Here is a 17,119-nt window from a genome sequence, read left to right on the forward strand (position 1 = left end):
GCTAAAAGGCGAGCGGTCACGCCGTTATAATCGCGCAAACCAACAGCTATTTTTGACGATGCATATTCTTTTCGGCGGCTCATTCGACCCCGTACACAGCGGCCATCTCGCCAGCGCAGAAGCCGTGCGCCAACTGCTGCAGGCGAGCTGCGTGACACTGCTGCCCACGGCGCGCTCGCCGTTAAAGCCCGAAGTCACCGCCAACCATCACCGCTTGGCGATGTTGCGCGCCGCTCTGGTGGACTACCCCGCGCTGGCGATCGACGAGCGCGAACTGCGCCGCCCGCCGCCCTCCTACACGGTGGACACACTGCGTGAGCTGCGCCTCGAATTAGGCAGTGAGCTGCCTCTGGTGTGGGTGATCGGTGCCGACACCTTGTGCAGATTAGCGCAATGGAAGGACTGGCAGGCGCTCACGCAACTCGCGCATCTATTGGTGATTGAACGCCCCGGCTATTGCACTCCCAGCACAACGGCAGTCGATGCGTGGCTACGCACACAAACACTCGCCGCAAACAGCGATCAGCTACAATGCCAAGCCAGCGGTTTGTGGCTGCGGATTGCATTACCGCCGCAACCGTTTTCTTCCACCGCAATACGCCAACAACTTGCGCAACGCAGTTCCACCACGCCTAAACCTGAAGGCTTGCCGACACCCGTTTGGCAATACATTGTGGATCACCAGCTTTACGCATCTGACGAGTCAACAGACAACCCATGAAAAAGAAATCTGCCACCAAGCCTTCACAACTCGCCATCATTCTCAACGCATTGGACGATCTCAAAGCGCAAAACATTGTTGCTATTGATGTCTCGCGTTTATCCGATGTGATGGACACACTCGTTATCGCCAGCGGTTCTTCCAATCGTCAAGTGCGCGGCTTGGCGCAACACGCAGCGGAAGAATCCAAGAAAAACGGCATGCCCGCAATAGGTTCCGAAGGCTTGGACGACGGCGAATGGGCCTTGGTAGATTTTGGTGATTTAGTGTTGCATGTGATGCAACCGGAAGTGCGCGAGTTTTATGAACTGGAAAAACTGTGGTTGATTCCCGGCCACAGTGAAGTGATTGATACCCAAGCGGCGCCTACCAAAACGGCCAAGCGCGCAAAAACCACCGCAGAGAAAAAACCTGCAGCGGAGAAAAAAGCTTCCGCCGACAAAAAACCTGCTGCCAAAAAACCTGGTAAGACAGCGCCCGCCAAAAAAGCGCCGGCGCGTAAAAAAGTGTCGGACGATGTGATGGTCAACCAATCGGATGCCAGCAAAGCGCGCCAAAGAAAAACTGCCGCCAACGTGCGTAAAAAAGCAGCCGCCAAACCCGCTGCTGCTGCCACGCCAGCGAAAGCCGGCATCTATGCCAAAACCGGCACGCGCAAACCTGCTGCTGCCAAAACGAGCGCTACAAAATCTGCCGCCAGCAAACCCGCTGTAAAAAAACCAGTGCCCAGCAAACCGCGCGCACCGCGTAAAGGTTGATCGACTGACTTGGCATGAAACTCACTTTGATTGCCGTTGGCACGCGCATGCCTGCATGGGTGCAAGCCGGTTACGACGAATATGCCAAACGCCTGCTGCGCGATTGTGCGCTCGCGCTGCGTGAAATTCCATTGGCGACACGCAGCAAAAACAGCGACACCGCACGCGCCATCGAAAAAGAAAGCGAAGCGATGTTGGCCGCCATTCCCGCACAAGAACGCGTGATTGCGCTGGACATTCCGGGCAAACCGCAAAGCACTTCATCAATGGCAGACGCTTTGCGTCAGTGGCAAATGCAAGGCGGCAACACCAGTTTTTTGATCGGTGGCCCAGACGGGCTGTCTGCCGCTTGCTTGGCGCGCGCGCAGGAAAGTTGGTCGCTATCGCAACTGACGCTGCCACACCCGCTGGTGCGCATTGTGTTGGCTGAACAGCTGTACCGCGCGTGGTCGCTGCTCAACAATCACCCTTACCACCGCTGATTAACACACCGTGGCTATCAACCCCTCGCATTACTCGTCTACGCTGCTGTCGCAAAGCACGGGTGGTGAACGCAGAATTTTTGCGCGGCGATTGATGATCAGTCTTGCTCTCATTGTTTTGTTATCACTGGTGGTACTGGGGCGTTATTATTTTTTGCAGATTGTGAACAACGAACATTTTTCTACGCAATCTGATGCCAATCGCATTCACGCCATGGCGATTCCTCCTGCGCGCGGCGTGATTCAAGACTTAGAAGGCACTGTACTCGCACAGAGCAAACCCAGTTTCACACTGGAACTTATTAAAGAGCGTGTGCAAGACATGGATTACACACTGCGCGAATTGCAAAACATTTTGCAATTGGATGACAGTGAAATTGTGCGCTTTCACGATCGCCTAAAACGCCGCCAGCGCCCCTACGAGGGTGTGATGTTGCGCGGCAATCTCGACGACGAACAAATTGCGCGCATCGCCGTCAATCGCTATCGACTTCCCGGTGTAGAAGTGACGGCAGAATTGGTGCGCGACTACCCTTTCGCGGAATTGTTTGCGCACAGCATCGGCTATGTCGGCCGCATCAGCGAAAAAGAAATGCAAAAAATTGAAGAGGCCGGCGAGACCGACAATTACTACGGCGTTTTTTCGATGGGCAAAGTCGGCATCGAAAAATCCTACGAAAAAAAATTGCTCGGCATTCCGGGCGCACAAAATGTTGAAACCGATGTGCGCGGCCGCATTCTGCGCACACTGGACCGCAAAGACCCTGTGCGCGGCGCCACGCTCACGCTCTACCTCAATGTGCGCATGCAGCAGGCAGCCGTGGAAGCCTTGGCAGGCAGGCGCGGTGCTGTGGTGGCAATTGATGTGAACACCGGTGGCGTGGTCACCGCCGTGAGCAACCCGTCGTTTGACCCGAATTTATTTGTCGCCGGTATCAGCGGCAAAGATTACAGCGCACTGCGCGACTCGCCCGATCTGCCTCTGCTCAACCGCATCATCGCCGGCGAATACCCACCCGGCTCCACCATCAAACCGCTGCTGGTGCTCGCCGGTTTGGACGGCGGTTTCATCACACCTGAATATCAAATCTACGACCCCGGTTTCTTCCAGTTACCCGGACAAACACGCAAATTCCGCGATTGGAAAAAAGGCGGTCACGGTGGCGGGATCAATGCCTATTTGGCGATTGCGCAGTCCTGCGACATCTACTTTTATCAACTCGCCCAACGCATGGGCATAGACCGCATGCACGACTTTCTGGCGCCGTTCAGCTTGGGGCAGCCGACCGGTGTAGACCTCAGCGGCGAGCGCAAAGGCGTACTGCCCTCGCGCGAGTGGAAGCGCAAACGCTTCAAGCAGCCGTGGTATCCAGGTGACTCTATCAACGCCGGTATCGGGCAGGGCTACCACCTAGCTACCCCCATGCAGCTGGCCGCCGCCACTGCAACACTGGCCAGACGCGGCATTCGCATCCAGCCTCACCTAGTAAAAGCCATTGACGGTGTGGATATCACACCCGCCTACGACACGCCCATTCTGCTGCGCGACCCACGCCATTGGGATACAGCCATCGGCGGCATGCACGAAGTTGCGCAAGGCCCGCGCGGCACTGCAAAAAAAGCCTTTGCCGATGCACCGTACACCGTAGCCGGTAAGACCGGTACCGCACAGGTGGTAGGCATCGCCCAAAACGAAAAATACGATGCCGCCAAACTGGCAGAACGCCAACGCGACCACGGTCTGTTTGTCGCCTTCGCCCCCGTGGACAAACCCAAAATTGCCATCGCGGTGATCGTGGAAAACGGTAATAGCGGCTCCGGTGCCGCCGCTCCTGTGGCGCGCAAAGTGTTAGATGCTTGGCTGCTCGGGCATTCTTCAGAATCGGCCGCACCCGAACCCCTTAACAACGGAGCGGAAGAGTGAAAACCAGCCCCGACTTCATCCGCCAACTACCCGCCACCGGTGCGATCCAGCGCACGCTGTGGCAGCGCCTGCATATCGACCCTGTGCTGCTCCTGCTGCTCAGTGCTCTCGCCGGCTACGGCCTGTTTGTGTTGTACAGCGCCGCCGACGACCACCTGATCGCGATGGAAAAACAAGGCGGCTTCTTTGTGTTGGGCGTGTGCATCATGATCACCGTCGCCCAAGTTAGTCAGAGCACTTGGCGACTGGTGGCGCCGGTACTGTACGGTCTGGGCGTGCTACTGGTGATCGCCGTTGCATTGTTTGGTGAGATATCCATGGGCGCGCGGCGCTGGTTGGACATCCCAGGCCTGCCACGCTTTCAACCCTCAGAAATGCTCAAAATTGGCCTCCCCGTGATGCTGGCCACCTACTTCCACGAGCGCGGGACACCGCCGCGTTTCAAACATGTGTTCTGGTCTCTGGTGATGATTATGGTGCCAGTGGCATTGATCGTGCGCCAACCAGACCTCGGCACCGGTCTGCTCGTGCTGTCTTCGGGTTTGATGGTGCTGTTTATGGCCGGTATTCACTGGGGATACATCGCCGCAGCGATGGCTGTCGCCGCCGCCGCCGCCCCCATCATGTGGTTTTTTGTGATGCACGATTACCAACACAAACGCGTGCTGATGTTATTTGATCCCGAATCCGACAAACTCGGCGCCGGCTGGAACATCATCCAATCGCAAACCGCCATCGGCTCTGGCGGCTGGGCTGGCAAAGGTTGGCAGCAAGGCACGCAATCGCAACTGAATTTCTTACCAGAAAGCCACACCGACTTCATCATCGCCGTGCTGTCTGAAGAGCTTGGTTATCGCGGCGTGATGGTACTGTTGTTTATCTATCTTCTCATTGTCGCGCGTGGACTGTGGATTAGCTGGCACGCACAGGAAACTTTTGGTCGCCTGCTCGGCAGCACCATCAGCATTACTTTTTTTCTATACGCTTTTGTTAACATGGGAATGGTGGCCGGTTTGTTGCCTATCGTTGGCGTGCCGTTACCCTTGGTGAGCCAAGGCGGTACGGCTATCATCATCCTGATGATCGGCTTTGGTTTATTGATGTCCATCAGCACCGAGAAAAAAAGGCCCGTTTACTGATGAAAACGATACTAGCGCGCATGGTTACACTCTCTCGTTTCTGCACCGTTGTCCTATTCGGCAGCCTACTGGCTGCGAGCAATGTGTACGCCGGTGAATACGAGCAGCGCAGCGATGTGCAGGCGTTTGCCGACGAAATGCAAACGCGCTACAACTTCAAGAAAGAAGATGCGCTGGAAATTTTGTCGCACGCTGAAAAGAAGCAAGCCATATTGGATGCCATTGCGCGTCCTGCAGAAAAAGCCAAGCCGTGGAAAGATTACCGCAAGATTTTTTTGACCGACGCGCGCGTGGATGGCGGCGTCAATTTTTGGTTAGCACATGAGCAAACCCTGCAAGCAGTTTCCAGCAGCCTGCAGGTTGAACCTGAAATGATCGTTGCCATCATCGGCATCGAAACCAGTTACGGCAAAAACACCGGCAGCTATCGCGTCATCGACGCACTGGCCACACTCGCCTTTGACTACCCACCGCGCTCTGCTTTTTTCCGCCAAGAGCTGCAAAACTTTTTGCTGCTGGCACGCGAACAGAAAAAAGATCCGCTCATACTGAAAGGCTCTTATGCCGGCGCCATGGGCTACGGTCAATTCATGCCCTCCAGTTATCGCAACTACGCCGCCGATTTTGACAAAGACGGTTTTGCCGACATCTGGGGCAACACTGCCGATGCCATCGCCAGCGTCGCCAACTATTTCAAAAAACACGGCTGGCAAGCGGGTGAGCCGGTGCTGGCGCGCGCCAACACCATCGCTGGTTTTGATACCAGCCTGCTAGCGACTACTGGCGGCTTCAAGCCCAAGCTATCCTTGCAAGAAATTGCCGAACGCGGCGCATCACCTGTGGTTGGCGGCTTGGGCAATGCACGCAAAGCCGTGCTAATCAGCCAAGAGGGCGACTACGGCACGGAATACTGGTTAGGGTTCGACAACTTCTATACCATCACGCGCTACAACAACAGCAGCATGTACGCCATGGCCGCATTTCAACTGGCCGATGTCATCAAAGCCGAGCACGCATCGCGTAAGAAACAAGCCGCTGCCGCCCTCTAACCGCAATCGCAACAGGCGATCGCACAGCAAGCCCCGCACGCTTACGGAGCCCATCGTGATGAGCAACCTGAACTGGCAACGCCATTTCCCCTGCAACCACACTCCCACTCTGCCTAGACTCCTCGGCGCGGTGCTGGTGTCTATGTCTGTCTTAACGCTTACTGCCTGCACTAGCGGCGGCAGCAGCGGTGGCCGCTACGCGCAAGATCAAGACAGCCTGCCGGATGACGGCCGTATCCTCGACCCAGACAACATCCCCGATGCCGTGCCAAAACTGGAACCGCGCTCCGCCGGTGGCAATAAATCGCCTTACACCGTGCTCGGCGAAACCTATCAAGTGATGCCCCAGAGCAACGGCTACACCGCCACCGGCAAAGTGTCGTGGTATGGCAAAAAATTCCACGGCTACAAAACCTCTAACGGCGAAATCTACGACATGTACAAAATGAGCGCCGCGCACCGCAACCTGCCCATCCCCAGTTATGTGCGCGTCACCAACTTGAGCAATGACCGCACGGCCATCGTGCGCGTAAACGATCGCGGCCCCTTCCACTCCGAACGCATCATGGATCTCTCCTACGCCGCCGCGGTGAAACTCGACATCGTGCGCAGCGGCACCGCCACCGTACGCCTTGAAGCCATAGACCCCAGTAACTACGACTACGCCGCAGGAGAGGCCGCCAGAGATCGCCTTCACAGCACAAAAACAAAATCTGCTGCAGCGTCAGCACGCACAACGAACAGTCACGATTTGCCACAAAAAACACCTACCGCAACCGGCAGCGCTTATCTGCAAGCCGGCGCATTTCGTAATCAAGATTCTGCCTTTGCGCTGCGCGATCAGTTGAAAACCTTGACCGGCCAAGCCGTGAATGTCGACAGCATCGGTGGCTTCTACAAAGTGCGTATTGGGCCTTTAGACCCCGCCGAAATTCGCAACATCAGCGAGCTGTTGATGCAGCGCGATTTACCCAAACCACAGGTGGTTTATTTTTAGATGTACAGATGACACCAAAAACCCCAAGGACAAAAAATGAGTGCTGATCTTCCAAAGTTCAACGACACATTTCTGCCAATTTTAGAAACTCTCAGAAGCGGAGAAATCATCAGCGGAAGAGAACTCTTGCGAAGAGTAGAAGAAAAATACTACTCCAACCTTCCGAAGCACATCCTAGAACAGACAATGAAAAGCGGCGGCAGGCTAATAGAGAACAGAATCGCCTGGGGAAAATCGTATCTAAAAAAAGGAGGGATGGTGCATTTCCCTCAAAGAGGCCTTGTACAAATCACAGAAAAAGGCAAAGCCGCGAGCAGCGAGACCTGCACCCTTGATGCACTACAGCAAAATGTTATTTCATTTTATGAACCAGAGAATTCCTCAAAAGGAAAAATAGGCATTGAAAACTCAGCAAGCCCACAAGACTTAATAGATGCCGGATTTGAAGAAATAGAGAGAAAAGTCAAAGAAGAGTTGCTTGCAAAGTTAAAAGAAATTGACCCTTATACCTTTGAAAGAATCATTCTTATCCTTCTAAATAAAATGGGATACGGAGATTTCATAGAAACCAGCAAATCTGGAGATGGCGGTATTGACGGAATCATCAATGAAGACCAGCTAGGGCTTGAAAAAATATACATACAAGCGAAGCGTTATAACGAAAATAAAGTAAGAGAAACCGACATTCGCAACTTTATTGGGGCGATGAGTGGCGATACGCGAAAAGGAATATTTGTTACAACTTCCAGCTTCGACGACAAAGCAAAAACGAAAGCAAAAGACGCACACCACACCATCATTCTTATTGAAGGCTCGAAACTTGTAGATTTAATGCATAAATTTAATGTGGGCGTTCAAATAAAAGAGCAATACGAAATAAAAGCTCTCGATAACGACTTCTTTGACTCAGAAGAAGTCTAATTCAACTAAACAGACACCCATCTCAACACAAATAGGTATATGTATAGTGTGATTAATCTTATATAGAATTTACCGTCACTACCGACAGCAGACTATCCGGCAGCCTGATATCATTTCCACCACCTAATTTCCACATCATCAACCACCTCCCCATGCACACCTCGACACATTTACACCACGATGTCCTCGTGATCGGCAGCGACACTGCGGGTTTAACGCTCGCGCTAAATCTCGCTGACAAAGGCAGCATTGCCGTCATCAGCAAAGGCCATGTGCAAGATGGCTCCACGCGCTACGCGCAGGGCGGCATTGCGGCGGTGTTGGACAGCAACGATTCTACGGAAGCGCATATCGCCGACACCCTCGTCGCTGGTGCTGGTTTATGCAATGAAGATGCGGTGCGTTTTACCGTGGAAAACGGGCGCGACAGCATTCAATGGTTGATCGATATCGGTGTGGATTTCACGCGCGAACCGGGCGGCACCGAGTTTCACCTCACGCGCGAAGGCGGTCACAGCACACGCCGCATTATTCACAGCGCGGACGCCACTGGGCGCGCCGTATCTAGCACATTAAGTGAACAAGCGCTCGCACAAAAAAATATCGCCGTGTTTGAAAATCATTTGGCGATTGATTTGATCGTGCAAGCCGACGCTGACAGCGGGAAAATGCGCTGCACTGGCGCGTATGTATTTGATAGCGAAAAAAATGAAGTGAAAGTGTTTCATGCGCGCTTTGTGGTGCTCGCCACCGGCGGCGCGAGCAAGGTGTATTTGTACACCAGCAATCCCGATAGCGCATCTGGCGACGGCATTGCGATGGCGTGGCGCGCCGGCTGTCGCGTGGCGAATATGGAATTTAATCAATTCCATCCCACTTGTTTGTTTCACCCAAAAGCCAAATCACTGTTGATGACCGAAGCGCTGCGCGGTGAAGGCGCACATCTCAAATTGCCGTCTGGCGAGCGTTTTATGGCGCGTTTTGATGAGCGCATGGAATTGGCGCCGCGCGATATTGTGGCGCGCGCCATCGATCATGAAATGAAACGCCTCGGCATCGATTTTGTGCTGCTCGATATCAGTCACAAAGCCGCGGATTTTATTCGCGAACATTTTCCCACTGTGTATGAAAACTGTTTGCAATACGGCATTGACATCACAAAAGAAGCTATCCCCGTCGTTCCCGCTGCACATTACACCTGCGGCGGCGTGGTAGTGGACAAACGCGGTCGCACCGACCTCAGCAATTTGTACGCCATCGGTGAAACTTCTTGCACCGGTTTGCACGGCGCCAACCGCATGGCGAGCAATTCGCTGCTGGAATGTTTTGTGTATGCGCGTTCTGCCGCGCACGATATTGCGCAGCGCTGGGAGCAAGTGACTGCGCCGACCACCGCACCGGATTGGGATGCCTCGCGCGTGATTGATTCCGATGAAGCGGTAGTGATTTCTCACAACTGGGACGAGTTGCGCCGCTTCATGTGGGATTACGTCGGCATTGTGCGCAGTTGCAAACGATTGCAGCGCGCACTGAATCGCGTGGAAGTATTGCAGCGCGAAATTTTGGAGTACTACAGCAACTACCGCGTGAGCAGTGATTTTCTCGAACTGCGCAATCTCGCCATCGTTGCCAAATTGATTATTCGCTCGGCGATGTCGCGCCGTGAAAGTCGCGGCCTGCACTACAACATCGATTACCCGACTACCAGCCCCATCGCACGCGATACCATTTTAGTGCCGACCAATTTTGCCGGCCAAGATGTGCGGCTCGATTAAACCGGCATCATTCACTGACTGTTTTTAATGATTTGCAGAATACGCACCAGATCAGGATTTTCTGGTGCAGAGTGACCTAAACGCCACGCCAGCAAATCTTGGTCTTCCGCCTCTAGCAGTTTCACATACGCGTCTTGATCCGCTTCCGGCAACGCTTGGAAATGTTTGTCGGCAAACGGCACCAGTGCCAAATCTAACTCCAGCATCCCACGCCTGCTGTGCCAACGCACGCGCTGAAAATTATGTTTTTCTGACATTGCGGCACGCCTCTGAAAGTTCTTTAATGTCGCCATTATACCTTTCGGATTTTGTCACATGCGTCAGTTTGCCGCTTTATCAGATGCCACCGTTGTCAGTACGCTGGATGACAGCCTCGGGCTTCTCGCCATCAACGGCATCGACAGCGCGAAATTTCTGCAAGGACAAATCACCTGCAATCTGCAAGACATTACACCACAACAATCGCGCCTCGGCGCGCACTGCACCCACAAAGGCCGCATGGTGGCGAGCTTCCGCCTGCTACAAAACGCCGAACACAGTTATTTATTTGTACTGCCAAAAACAACACTGGCAGCACTGCAAAAATCACTCGCTAAATACATCGTATTTTCCAAAGCAAAACTCAGTGACGCATCCGGCGACTATGTGTTGCGCGGCATCAGCGGCACACAAGCACAACAGCGCGTAGCGGAAGTGTTTGGCGCCGCGCCCAACGCATCGAACGCTCAACACAGCAACGAAAATGGCAGTGTGATTTGCATCAACGCACAAACGCCGCGCTATCTCTGCGTCATACCACAAGCATCGGCTGCTGCAGTGGACAGCGCGCTGTCTGCCTCTGCACAAATTGCCGACAGCCACTACTGGCACTGGTTAGATATTCGCGACGGCATCGGCTCTGTGCATGCTGAGACAACCGAAGAATTTATTCCGCAAATGCTGAACCTGCAATTACAAGAAGGCATCAGTTTCACGAAAGGCTGCTACACCGGACAAGAAATTGTGGCGCGCATGCAGTATCGCGGTATTTTGAAAAAAGCGATGTATCGTATTAGCGGCAGTGGCACAGCGCCATTACCCAATACAGCTGTTTTCCAAGAAAATAACACGCAAGCAGTGGGACATATTGTCAACGCAGAAAATATCGACGAAAAAAACTGGGAAGCATTAGCCGTCATCAATCACGACGCGATAGAGCACGCCTTGCATCTTGAAAACACATCGGGCATTACTGTTCTGACACTACCTTACACACTGTAGGAGAGACATCATGGCGACTGTTGGCTTGATCGGCTTAGGACGCATGGGCGGCAATATGGCGCGCCGCTGGCAACAACACGGCGTCAATGTGATCGCTTTTAATCGCAATCACGATGTAACGAAATCTTTGGCCACAGAATGCGGGCTTGTCGCTGCTACTTCTATCGAACAATTGGTACAGCAATTACCTGCGCCGCGCGTGGTGTGGTTGATGTTGCCCGCAGGCGCTGTCACGCAACAACATATCGACGCGGTATTGCCACTGTTATCCGCCGGCGATGTGTTGGTGGATGGCGCCAATTCTTATTTCAAAGACTCCTTAGCGCGCGCTGAAAAAATTCATCAAAACACCAGCGTGCAGTATGTGGACGCCGGCGTTTCCGGCGGCATCTGGGGCTTGCAGAACGGTTACTGCATCATGGCCGGTGGCAGCGCAGCAGCGATAAAAACCATCACACCCTTGTTGCAAACTTTAGCACCAGCCGCCGATCGCGGCTGGTTGCATACAGGGCCAACAGGCAGCGGCCATTTCACCAAAATGGTTCACAACGGCATTGAGTACGGCATGATGCAAGCGCTCTCGGAAGGCTTTTCATTATTGAAAGCGCGCGAAGATTTTCAACTCGACCTCGCCGCGATTGCTGAATTGTGGCGACACAGCAGCGTGGTGCGCAGTTGGCTGCTCGATTTGTGCGGCGATTTTTTACAGCAGGATCAACAACTCGACAATATTGCGCCATTCGTTGCCGACTCCGGTGAAGGCCGATGGACCGCACTCGAAGCCATTGAACAAGGTATTCCCGCACCCGTGATGAGCCTCGCTCTAATGATGCGTTTTGCCAGCCAAGGCAAAAATGATTTTAGCGACAAAATGCTCGCCAAAATGCGCGAGGGGTTTGGTGGACATAAAGTTGAGCATGAAAAGAAATAATTGCCACAAACACCACTAACGCCACCCATCTAAAAACAACAACTGTGCCGCCACGGCTGGATCATCCGCATCCGTCACCGCATACAAGCGCTGCATATCTTGCGCTAGAGCGATGCCTTCGATTTTGCATGTGCCAGACACGCGCTGATAACGCAATACATCTCCTTGCAGGGAAACTTCGCCGATGATGGCGCCGAGGCAGGCACCGTCGTTGTAGCTGTCATCGGTCGCTTCCGCCACCGCAGAAAATAAAATATTGCCGTTGGGCAAACACAGACCATCCGTAAACGCGCAGGGAATGCCATCTATCACAGGCAGCGCCACGGGAATCATTTTTACATCACTCGACGCAGGAAATGTTTTTGTATTGGTGATGACCAATGCACTGGTTTGTTGTCGATTGCCGCGCTGCAACAACACCAACTGCTCACCGCAAATTACCGCGCCTTCGATATTGCAATCTGCCAGCGCCAAGGCCGTATACAGCGGCGCCAAATTCAAAGTAATGACTGTATTCGACAACTCACCCTGTTCATCAAACGGCAGCAACACAGCCTGCTGGCGCTGTGCCGTTGAACCCGAACCCAAGACCAACAAAGCGCCGAAAGGGTAATCACTGCATGCAGGCCACAACAACAGAGTTTCGAAATCTGGCTTTGCTGCTTTGCGCGCTTTTTTCTCAGCGGGCAATTCACCAGCTAGCAAACGCAGCGGCTGAAAATAATCTGCATCATCCAAACGAAATACACCAAGATGCAGCGCGTCATCCGCCACCACATAAAAATACTGCCCCTGTATCACCAAACCACTCGCCGCACTGAGCGGCAAGCTGCGAATGACTTGTGCGGTAATCAATCGTCACACCTCTCTTTTTTTACGTTCAGCACTGCCCGCTTCTGCGAGTAGAATACAGGCTCCATCACCCCAACGGATGACGCCATGCGCGATTTCTGGATAGCACCCTCCATACTCTCGGCCGATTTTGCACGCCTCGGCGAGGAAGTCGACAAAGTGTTAGTCGCTGGTGCCGATGTGGTGCATTTTGATGTGATGGACAACCACTATGTGCCCAACCTCACCATCGGGCCGATGGTGTGCAAAGCGCTGCGCAAGTACGGCGTGACGGCACCCATCGATGTGCATTTGATGGTGAAACCGGTGGATCGCATCATCGGCGATTTTATTGAGGCCGGTGCGAGCTACATCACTTTCCACCCCGAAGCTTCCGAACACATCGACCGCTCCCTGCAACTCATCCACAGCGGTGGCTGCAAAGCCGGTTTGGTGTTGAACCCTGCCACCTCTCCCGACTGCTTGAAATATGTGATGGATAAACTCGACATGATTTTGCTGATGTCAGTTAACCCTGGCTTCGGCGGGCAATCCTTTATTCCTTCCACTCTCGACAAATTACGCACCGTGCGCACACTGATTGATACCAGCGGCTACAACATCCGCTTGGAAGTGGATGGCGGTGTAAGTGAAAAAAATATCGCTGAAATTGCACAAGCGGGCGCGGATACATTTGTCGCCGGCTCCGCGATTTTTAACAAACCCGACTACAAAGCTGTGATCGATGCCATGCGCGCTGCGCTCGCTGATGCATAAATAAAAAAGGAAACGCCGCCATGACCAAGAACATTCAACCCTACAGCGAACGCCAAGAAAAATTTGGCAGTTGGTTGATACGCAACATCGGCAAATGGCAAGTGGCGGTGTATCGCGCCACCGGCGGTCGCGTGTGGAATCGCTTTCTCGGTGCGCCGGTTGCCATCCTCACCAGCACAGGACATAAATCGGGTGAGATTCGCCGCACGCCTTTATTGTTTTTAGAGCAAGGGGAAACAGTGGTGATTGCAGCATCCAAAGGTGGCATGTCAAAACCACCGGTGTGGATGCTCAACTTACAGAAAAAACCTGCCTGCGAAATTCAAATTGGCGCGGTGAATCGACCAATGTGTGCTCGCATTGCCAGCACCGAAGAAGAAAAAGTCTTGTGGCCAAAACTGACAGCCATCTACGCAGACTTTGATGAATATCGCGCGCGTACAGAAGGCGTGCGTCACATTCCGCTGTTTGTGTTAGAGCCGCGCTAGCTTACGGCGCAAGCACCAAGCGACACATTTCGCCTCGCCCATCCTCACCCCACCACTGCAAAGCATCTGGATTAACTGACGCAGGCAGATGCACAAACAAACGGCGCTGCGCTAATGGCAGCCATTGCACAGGCAACAACAGAGGCCAATCTCGCCAACGCACCGCACGCAAGGGCATGCTCCAGCCAGAAACATGCGTCGCCGCCACAAAAGCTGTGCCGTAATAGCGCACGGCGTTATTACCCTCCGTTAAATAAATCTTTTTAATTCGAGCAGCGCCATCGGTTTCTTGCAGAATGTAATCAACAAACGCTTTCTTGCTGACAGGTGTTTTGCGTTCAAGACGAGCATTACAAATCACATCTGTAGGAACCACGGATTGCTTAAGCTGGTAGTAAATATCCATATTTTGCTCACGCAAATACGCATGACTATTCTCTAAGGTTGCTGGCAAGCCCTGCAGTGCATCTTCACGCAAGCCAGCGAGATGGCGAAAATTGCCATTCAAGGCCACCACTTTGGCCAACTCCATTTTGTTGGAATAATCGCCCAGTACAGCCCACGCCGCTATGCTGGCAGACAACACGCCGCCCACTACAAAAACCACAATTCCATTAGAAAAAATATTTCTGATTTGCAGCAGCTTTAATGCCGAGAAAAACCACAGCGGCGCGATATACACATAGTAGCGCGAGACATCCGCATCCAAGCCCATCCACTGATAGCGACCGATAGCAATAATGCAGGCGATACCAAAAAATAAAATCACTATATGATCGGATAAGTTTCCCACTCGCAAAACCCAGCAGCGCCATACGCTGTGCGCCACAGACAGCAGCATCAGCACACCCAGCCAGCGGCAATCACCCCAGGCGCTGAACGGGAACGCCAAATATTGCAGCAACAAATTCGGCGCTTGCCAAAAAAACGGATTAGGCTGTTGCAACAAAGCGCTGTTGTTTTTCTCTGGCATGAGCAAGCACGCCATCAGCAATACAAACACGGCATAACCCACTACCACTGCAATGGGCAGCTTTTTGCCTTCTCGCCATTGCACGAGTAACAACAAAGAAAAACCGGCAATGGCAGCAATACCGGAACCACAAGAAAACGCCGACAAAAATAGCAACATACAGGGCAACCACACACGGCGTGGAGTTTGCCAATACAAAAGATACGCCAACAATGCAAACAACACAGCCAAATAATGCTGTATCAACACTTCCCAATTGATCACATAAGTTTGCAGCGGATTAAAAAACAGCAGTAGCGCCAATACTGTGCAGGCTACAGGCCGCTGGAAATCGCGCAGCGCAATGCGCCACATGCACCAAGTGCAAGCAAATGACACCAAAAAAGATGCGGCGCGAATAAAGCGGCCGGATGCACCAAACCAGGAAAAATCGATCCAAAAACCTAATTTGGGAACGGCGAGAATATGCACCAATGCGTATTTGCGCAGCAGCTCTTGTGCGATTTCTACTGCACTCAATGCACCGAGCTGACGAAACGCAGGCAGCGTGTCCCACATTTCACCGAAGATGCCATCGCTGTGCGCTAACCACTGCCAATAAACCGCCAGCGCCAACCAAAAGACAGCAAAAACTTTTAACCCAGCGGGCAAGTTGCGCAGAAACATCCCTGTCTCACTGCGCAGCATCTTGTCTTAGGCTCGAATGTTGGCCGTCATAAACTGCTGCACAGCCTGCAAATCTTTGGGCAACACCGTGCAGCGTTCTTCACGCGCGAATAAATCACTCATGTGCGCGGGCAGCGGCGGATCTTGCGAATAACCCGCTTTGCGCACGGCTTCTGGAAATTTGGCGGGATGCGCGGTAGCCAAGGTAATCACGGGTAAATCTTTTGATGCGCGACACTGACGCGCAGCTTCTACACCGATTGCGGAATGTGGGTCGAGCAGGTACTCGCTCTCTGCCAATACCTGTGCAATGGTGTTACAAGTTTGCTCGTCGTCCACGGCCAAGCTGGCAAACAATGCGCGCGCTTGCGCAAAACGCGCGGCAGCAATCGACACCGCGCCGCTTTTGAAATCTTCCATCAATTTAGCAATCGCCGCGCCGTCGCGCTCGTGCAATTCAAACAACATGCGCTCGAAGTTGCTGGAGATCATGATGTCCATGCTGGGCGACAGCGTGTGCGCCAATTCTGTTTTTTCTAAACGATTGCCGCTCATAAAGCGGTGCAAAATATCGTTGCGGTTGGTAGCAATGATTAATTGCGCAATTGGCAAACCCATGCGCTTGGCCACATAGCCGGCAAAAATATCGCCAAAGTTGCCGGTTGGCACAGAAAACTGCATGGCGCGCTGCGGCGCACCCAACTGCACAGCCGCGTAAAAGTAGTACACCACTTGCGCCATGATGCGCGCCCAGTTGATGGAATTCACCGCCACCAGCGGTTTGCCTTTTAAAAACGATTGATCAGCAAAAGAATCTTTCACCATCTGCTGACAATCATCAAAATTGCCTTGCACGGCGATATTGTGAATATTCGGCGCAAGCACAGTCGTCATCTGTTTGCGCTGCACATCTGACACACGCTGATGCGGATGCAAAATAAAAATGTCGATATTTTCGCAGCGGCGGCAGCCTTCAATGGCGGCCGATCCAGTATCACCCGACGTGGCGCCCATAATCACCACGCGCTCTTGGCGCTTGGCTAACACGGCATCTAATAAACGGCCGAGCAGTTGCAGCGCCACATCTTTGAACGCCAGCGTAGGGCCGTGAAACAACTCCAACACCCACTCATTGCTACCGAGTTGCACCAGCGGAGTGACGGCGGGATGGCGAAAGGTGGTGTAGGTTTCGCGAATAATGTTTTCTAACTCTGCTTGTGGAATGCAGCCCGCTACAAACGGCGAAATCACTTTGATCGCCACTTCGCTGTACGGCAAGCCAGACCACGAAGCGATCTCTTGTGCAGAAAATTGCGGATAGGTTTCCGGCACATACAGGCCGCCGTCAGAGGCCAAGCCGGTCAACAACACTTGTTCAAAATTGAGCGCAGGGGCTTTACCGCGTGTACTGATGTATTTCATTGCAT

At 53.1% G+C, this 17,119-nt stretch carries 17 protein-coding genes; 13 read left to right on the plus strand and 4 right to left on the minus strand.

Features of this window, described 5'->3' with window-relative positions; all coding sequences use genetic code 11:
* Positions 1-52 precede the first annotated feature (52 nt).
* From nadD to nadB, 9 genes are all read left to right on the plus strand, one after another.
* On the plus strand, positions 53-721 hold the full coding sequence (gene nadD, locus IPK30_01980) for a nicotinate-nucleotide adenylyltransferase (GenBank protein ID MBK8102090.1): 669 nt from the start codon (positions 53-55) through the stop codon (positions 719-721).
* Positions 718-1,479: a ribosome silencing factor gene (gene rsfS / locus IPK30_01985; protein MBK8102091.1), complete on the plus strand. Its 762-nt coding sequence runs from the start codon at positions 718-720 to the stop codon at positions 1,477-1,479. The genes nadD and rsfS overlap by 4 nt, the downstream gene beginning before the upstream one ends.
* A gap of 14 nt (positions 1,480-1,493) precedes the next feature.
* Positions 1,494-1,961 (plus strand): 23S rRNA (pseudouridine(1915)-N(3))-methyltransferase RlmH, encoded by a 468-nt coding sequence (rlmH, locus tag IPK30_01990; GenBank protein MBK8102092.1) that lies wholly within the window; start codon positions 1,494-1,496, stop codon positions 1,959-1,961.
* 94 nt (positions 1,962-2,055) lie between these two features.
* Entirely contained in the window at positions 2,056-3,885 is a 1,830-nt protein-coding gene (gene mrdA / locus IPK30_01995) for a penicillin-binding protein 2 (protein MBK8102093.1), read from the plus strand.
* Positions 3,882-5,024, plus strand: a complete 1,143-nt coding sequence (gene rodA / locus IPK30_02000) for a rod shape-determining protein RodA (protein ID MBK8102094.1) — start codon at positions 3,882-3,884, stop codon at positions 5,022-5,024. Before mrdA ends, rodA begins: the two co-directional genes overlap by 4 nt.
* Positions 5,024-6,073, plus strand: a complete 1,050-nt coding sequence (gene mltB, locus IPK30_02005) for a lytic murein transglycosylase B (GenBank protein MBK8102095.1) — start codon at positions 5,024-5,026, stop codon at positions 6,071-6,073. Before rodA ends, mltB begins: the two co-directional genes overlap by 1 nt.
* A gap of 58 nt (positions 6,074-6,131) precedes the next feature.
* Positions 6,132-7,070, plus strand: a complete 939-nt coding sequence (locus IPK30_02010; protein MBK8102096.1) for a septal ring lytic transglycosylase RlpA family protein — start codon at positions 6,132-6,134, stop codon at positions 7,068-7,070.
* A gap of 36 nt (positions 7,071-7,106) precedes the next feature.
* The gene (locus IPK30_02015) at positions 7,107-7,991 is read left to right on the plus strand and encodes a restriction endonuclease (protein MBK8102097.1); all 885 of its coding nucleotides are present in this window, start codon (positions 7,107-7,109) and stop codon (positions 7,989-7,991) included.
* Between the two features lie 152 nt (positions 7,992-8,143).
* Positions 8,144-9,766 (plus strand): L-aspartate oxidase, encoded by a 1,623-nt coding sequence (gene nadB / locus IPK30_02020; protein MBK8102098.1) that lies wholly within the window; start codon positions 8,144-8,146, stop codon positions 9,764-9,766.
* A gap of 11 nt (positions 9,767-9,777) precedes the next feature.
* Here nadB and IPK30_02025 read toward each other — a convergent pair whose 3' ends face one another.
* Positions 9,778-10,023, minus strand: a complete 246-nt coding sequence (locus IPK30_02025) for a succinate dehydrogenase assembly factor 2 (GenBank protein ID MBK8102099.1) — start codon at positions 10,021-10,023, stop codon at positions 9,778-9,780.
* Between the two features lie 58 nt (positions 10,024-10,081).
* Here IPK30_02025 and IPK30_02030 point away from each other — a divergent pair, with 58 nt between their 5' ends.
* Complete coding sequence (locus IPK30_02030; GenBank protein MBK8102100.1) at positions 10,082-11,026, plus strand: folate-binding protein YgfZ; 945 nt, start codon at positions 10,082-10,084, stop codon at positions 11,024-11,026.
* A 10-nt stretch (positions 11,027-11,036) separates the two neighbouring features.
* Entirely contained in the window at positions 11,037-11,957 is a 921-nt protein-coding gene (gene gnd, locus IPK30_02035) for a decarboxylating 6-phosphogluconate dehydrogenase (GenBank protein ID MBK8102101.1), read from the plus strand.
* Positions 11,958-11,972: 15 nt separating this feature from the next.
* Here gnd and IPK30_02040 read toward each other — a convergent pair whose 3' ends face one another.
* Positions 11,973-12,812, minus strand: a complete 840-nt coding sequence (locus tag IPK30_02040; protein MBK8102102.1) for a hypothetical protein — start codon at positions 12,810-12,812, stop codon at positions 11,973-11,975.
* An 84-nt stretch (positions 12,813-12,896) separates the two neighbouring features.
* Here IPK30_02040 and rpe point away from each other — a divergent pair, with 84 nt between their 5' ends.
* Both rpe and IPK30_02050 read left to right on the plus strand, forming a co-directional pair.
* Positions 12,897-13,565, plus strand: coding sequence for a ribulose-phosphate 3-epimerase (rpe, locus tag IPK30_02045; protein ID MBK8102103.1), 669 nt, complete (start codon positions 12,897-12,899; stop codon positions 13,563-13,565).
* Between the two features lie 20 nt (positions 13,566-13,585).
* Entirely contained in the window at positions 13,586-14,053 is a 468-nt protein-coding gene (locus tag IPK30_02050; protein ID MBK8102104.1) for a nitroreductase family deazaflavin-dependent oxidoreductase, read from the plus strand.
* 1 nt (position 14,054) lies between these two features.
* Here IPK30_02050 and IPK30_02055 read toward each other — a convergent pair whose 3' ends face one another.
* Both IPK30_02055 and IPK30_02060 read right to left on the minus strand, forming a co-directional pair.
* Positions 14,055-15,692 carry a hypothetical protein gene (locus IPK30_02055; protein MBK8102105.1) on the minus strand — a complete coding sequence of 546 codons (1,638 nt, stop codon included), beginning with the start codon at positions 15,690-15,692 and terminating at the stop codon, positions 14,055-14,057.
* A 27-nt stretch (positions 15,693-15,719) separates the two neighbouring features.
* On the minus strand, positions 15,720-17,114 hold the full coding sequence (locus IPK30_02060) for a threonine synthase (GenBank protein MBK8102106.1): 1,395 nt from the start codon (positions 17,112-17,114) through the stop codon (positions 15,720-15,722).
* Positions 17,115-17,119 lie beyond the last annotated feature (5 nt).

Source organism: Cellvibrionales bacterium (assembly GCA_016713115.1).
Taxonomy (GTDB): domain Bacteria; phylum Pseudomonadota; class Gammaproteobacteria; order Pseudomonadales; family UBA7239; genus UBA7239.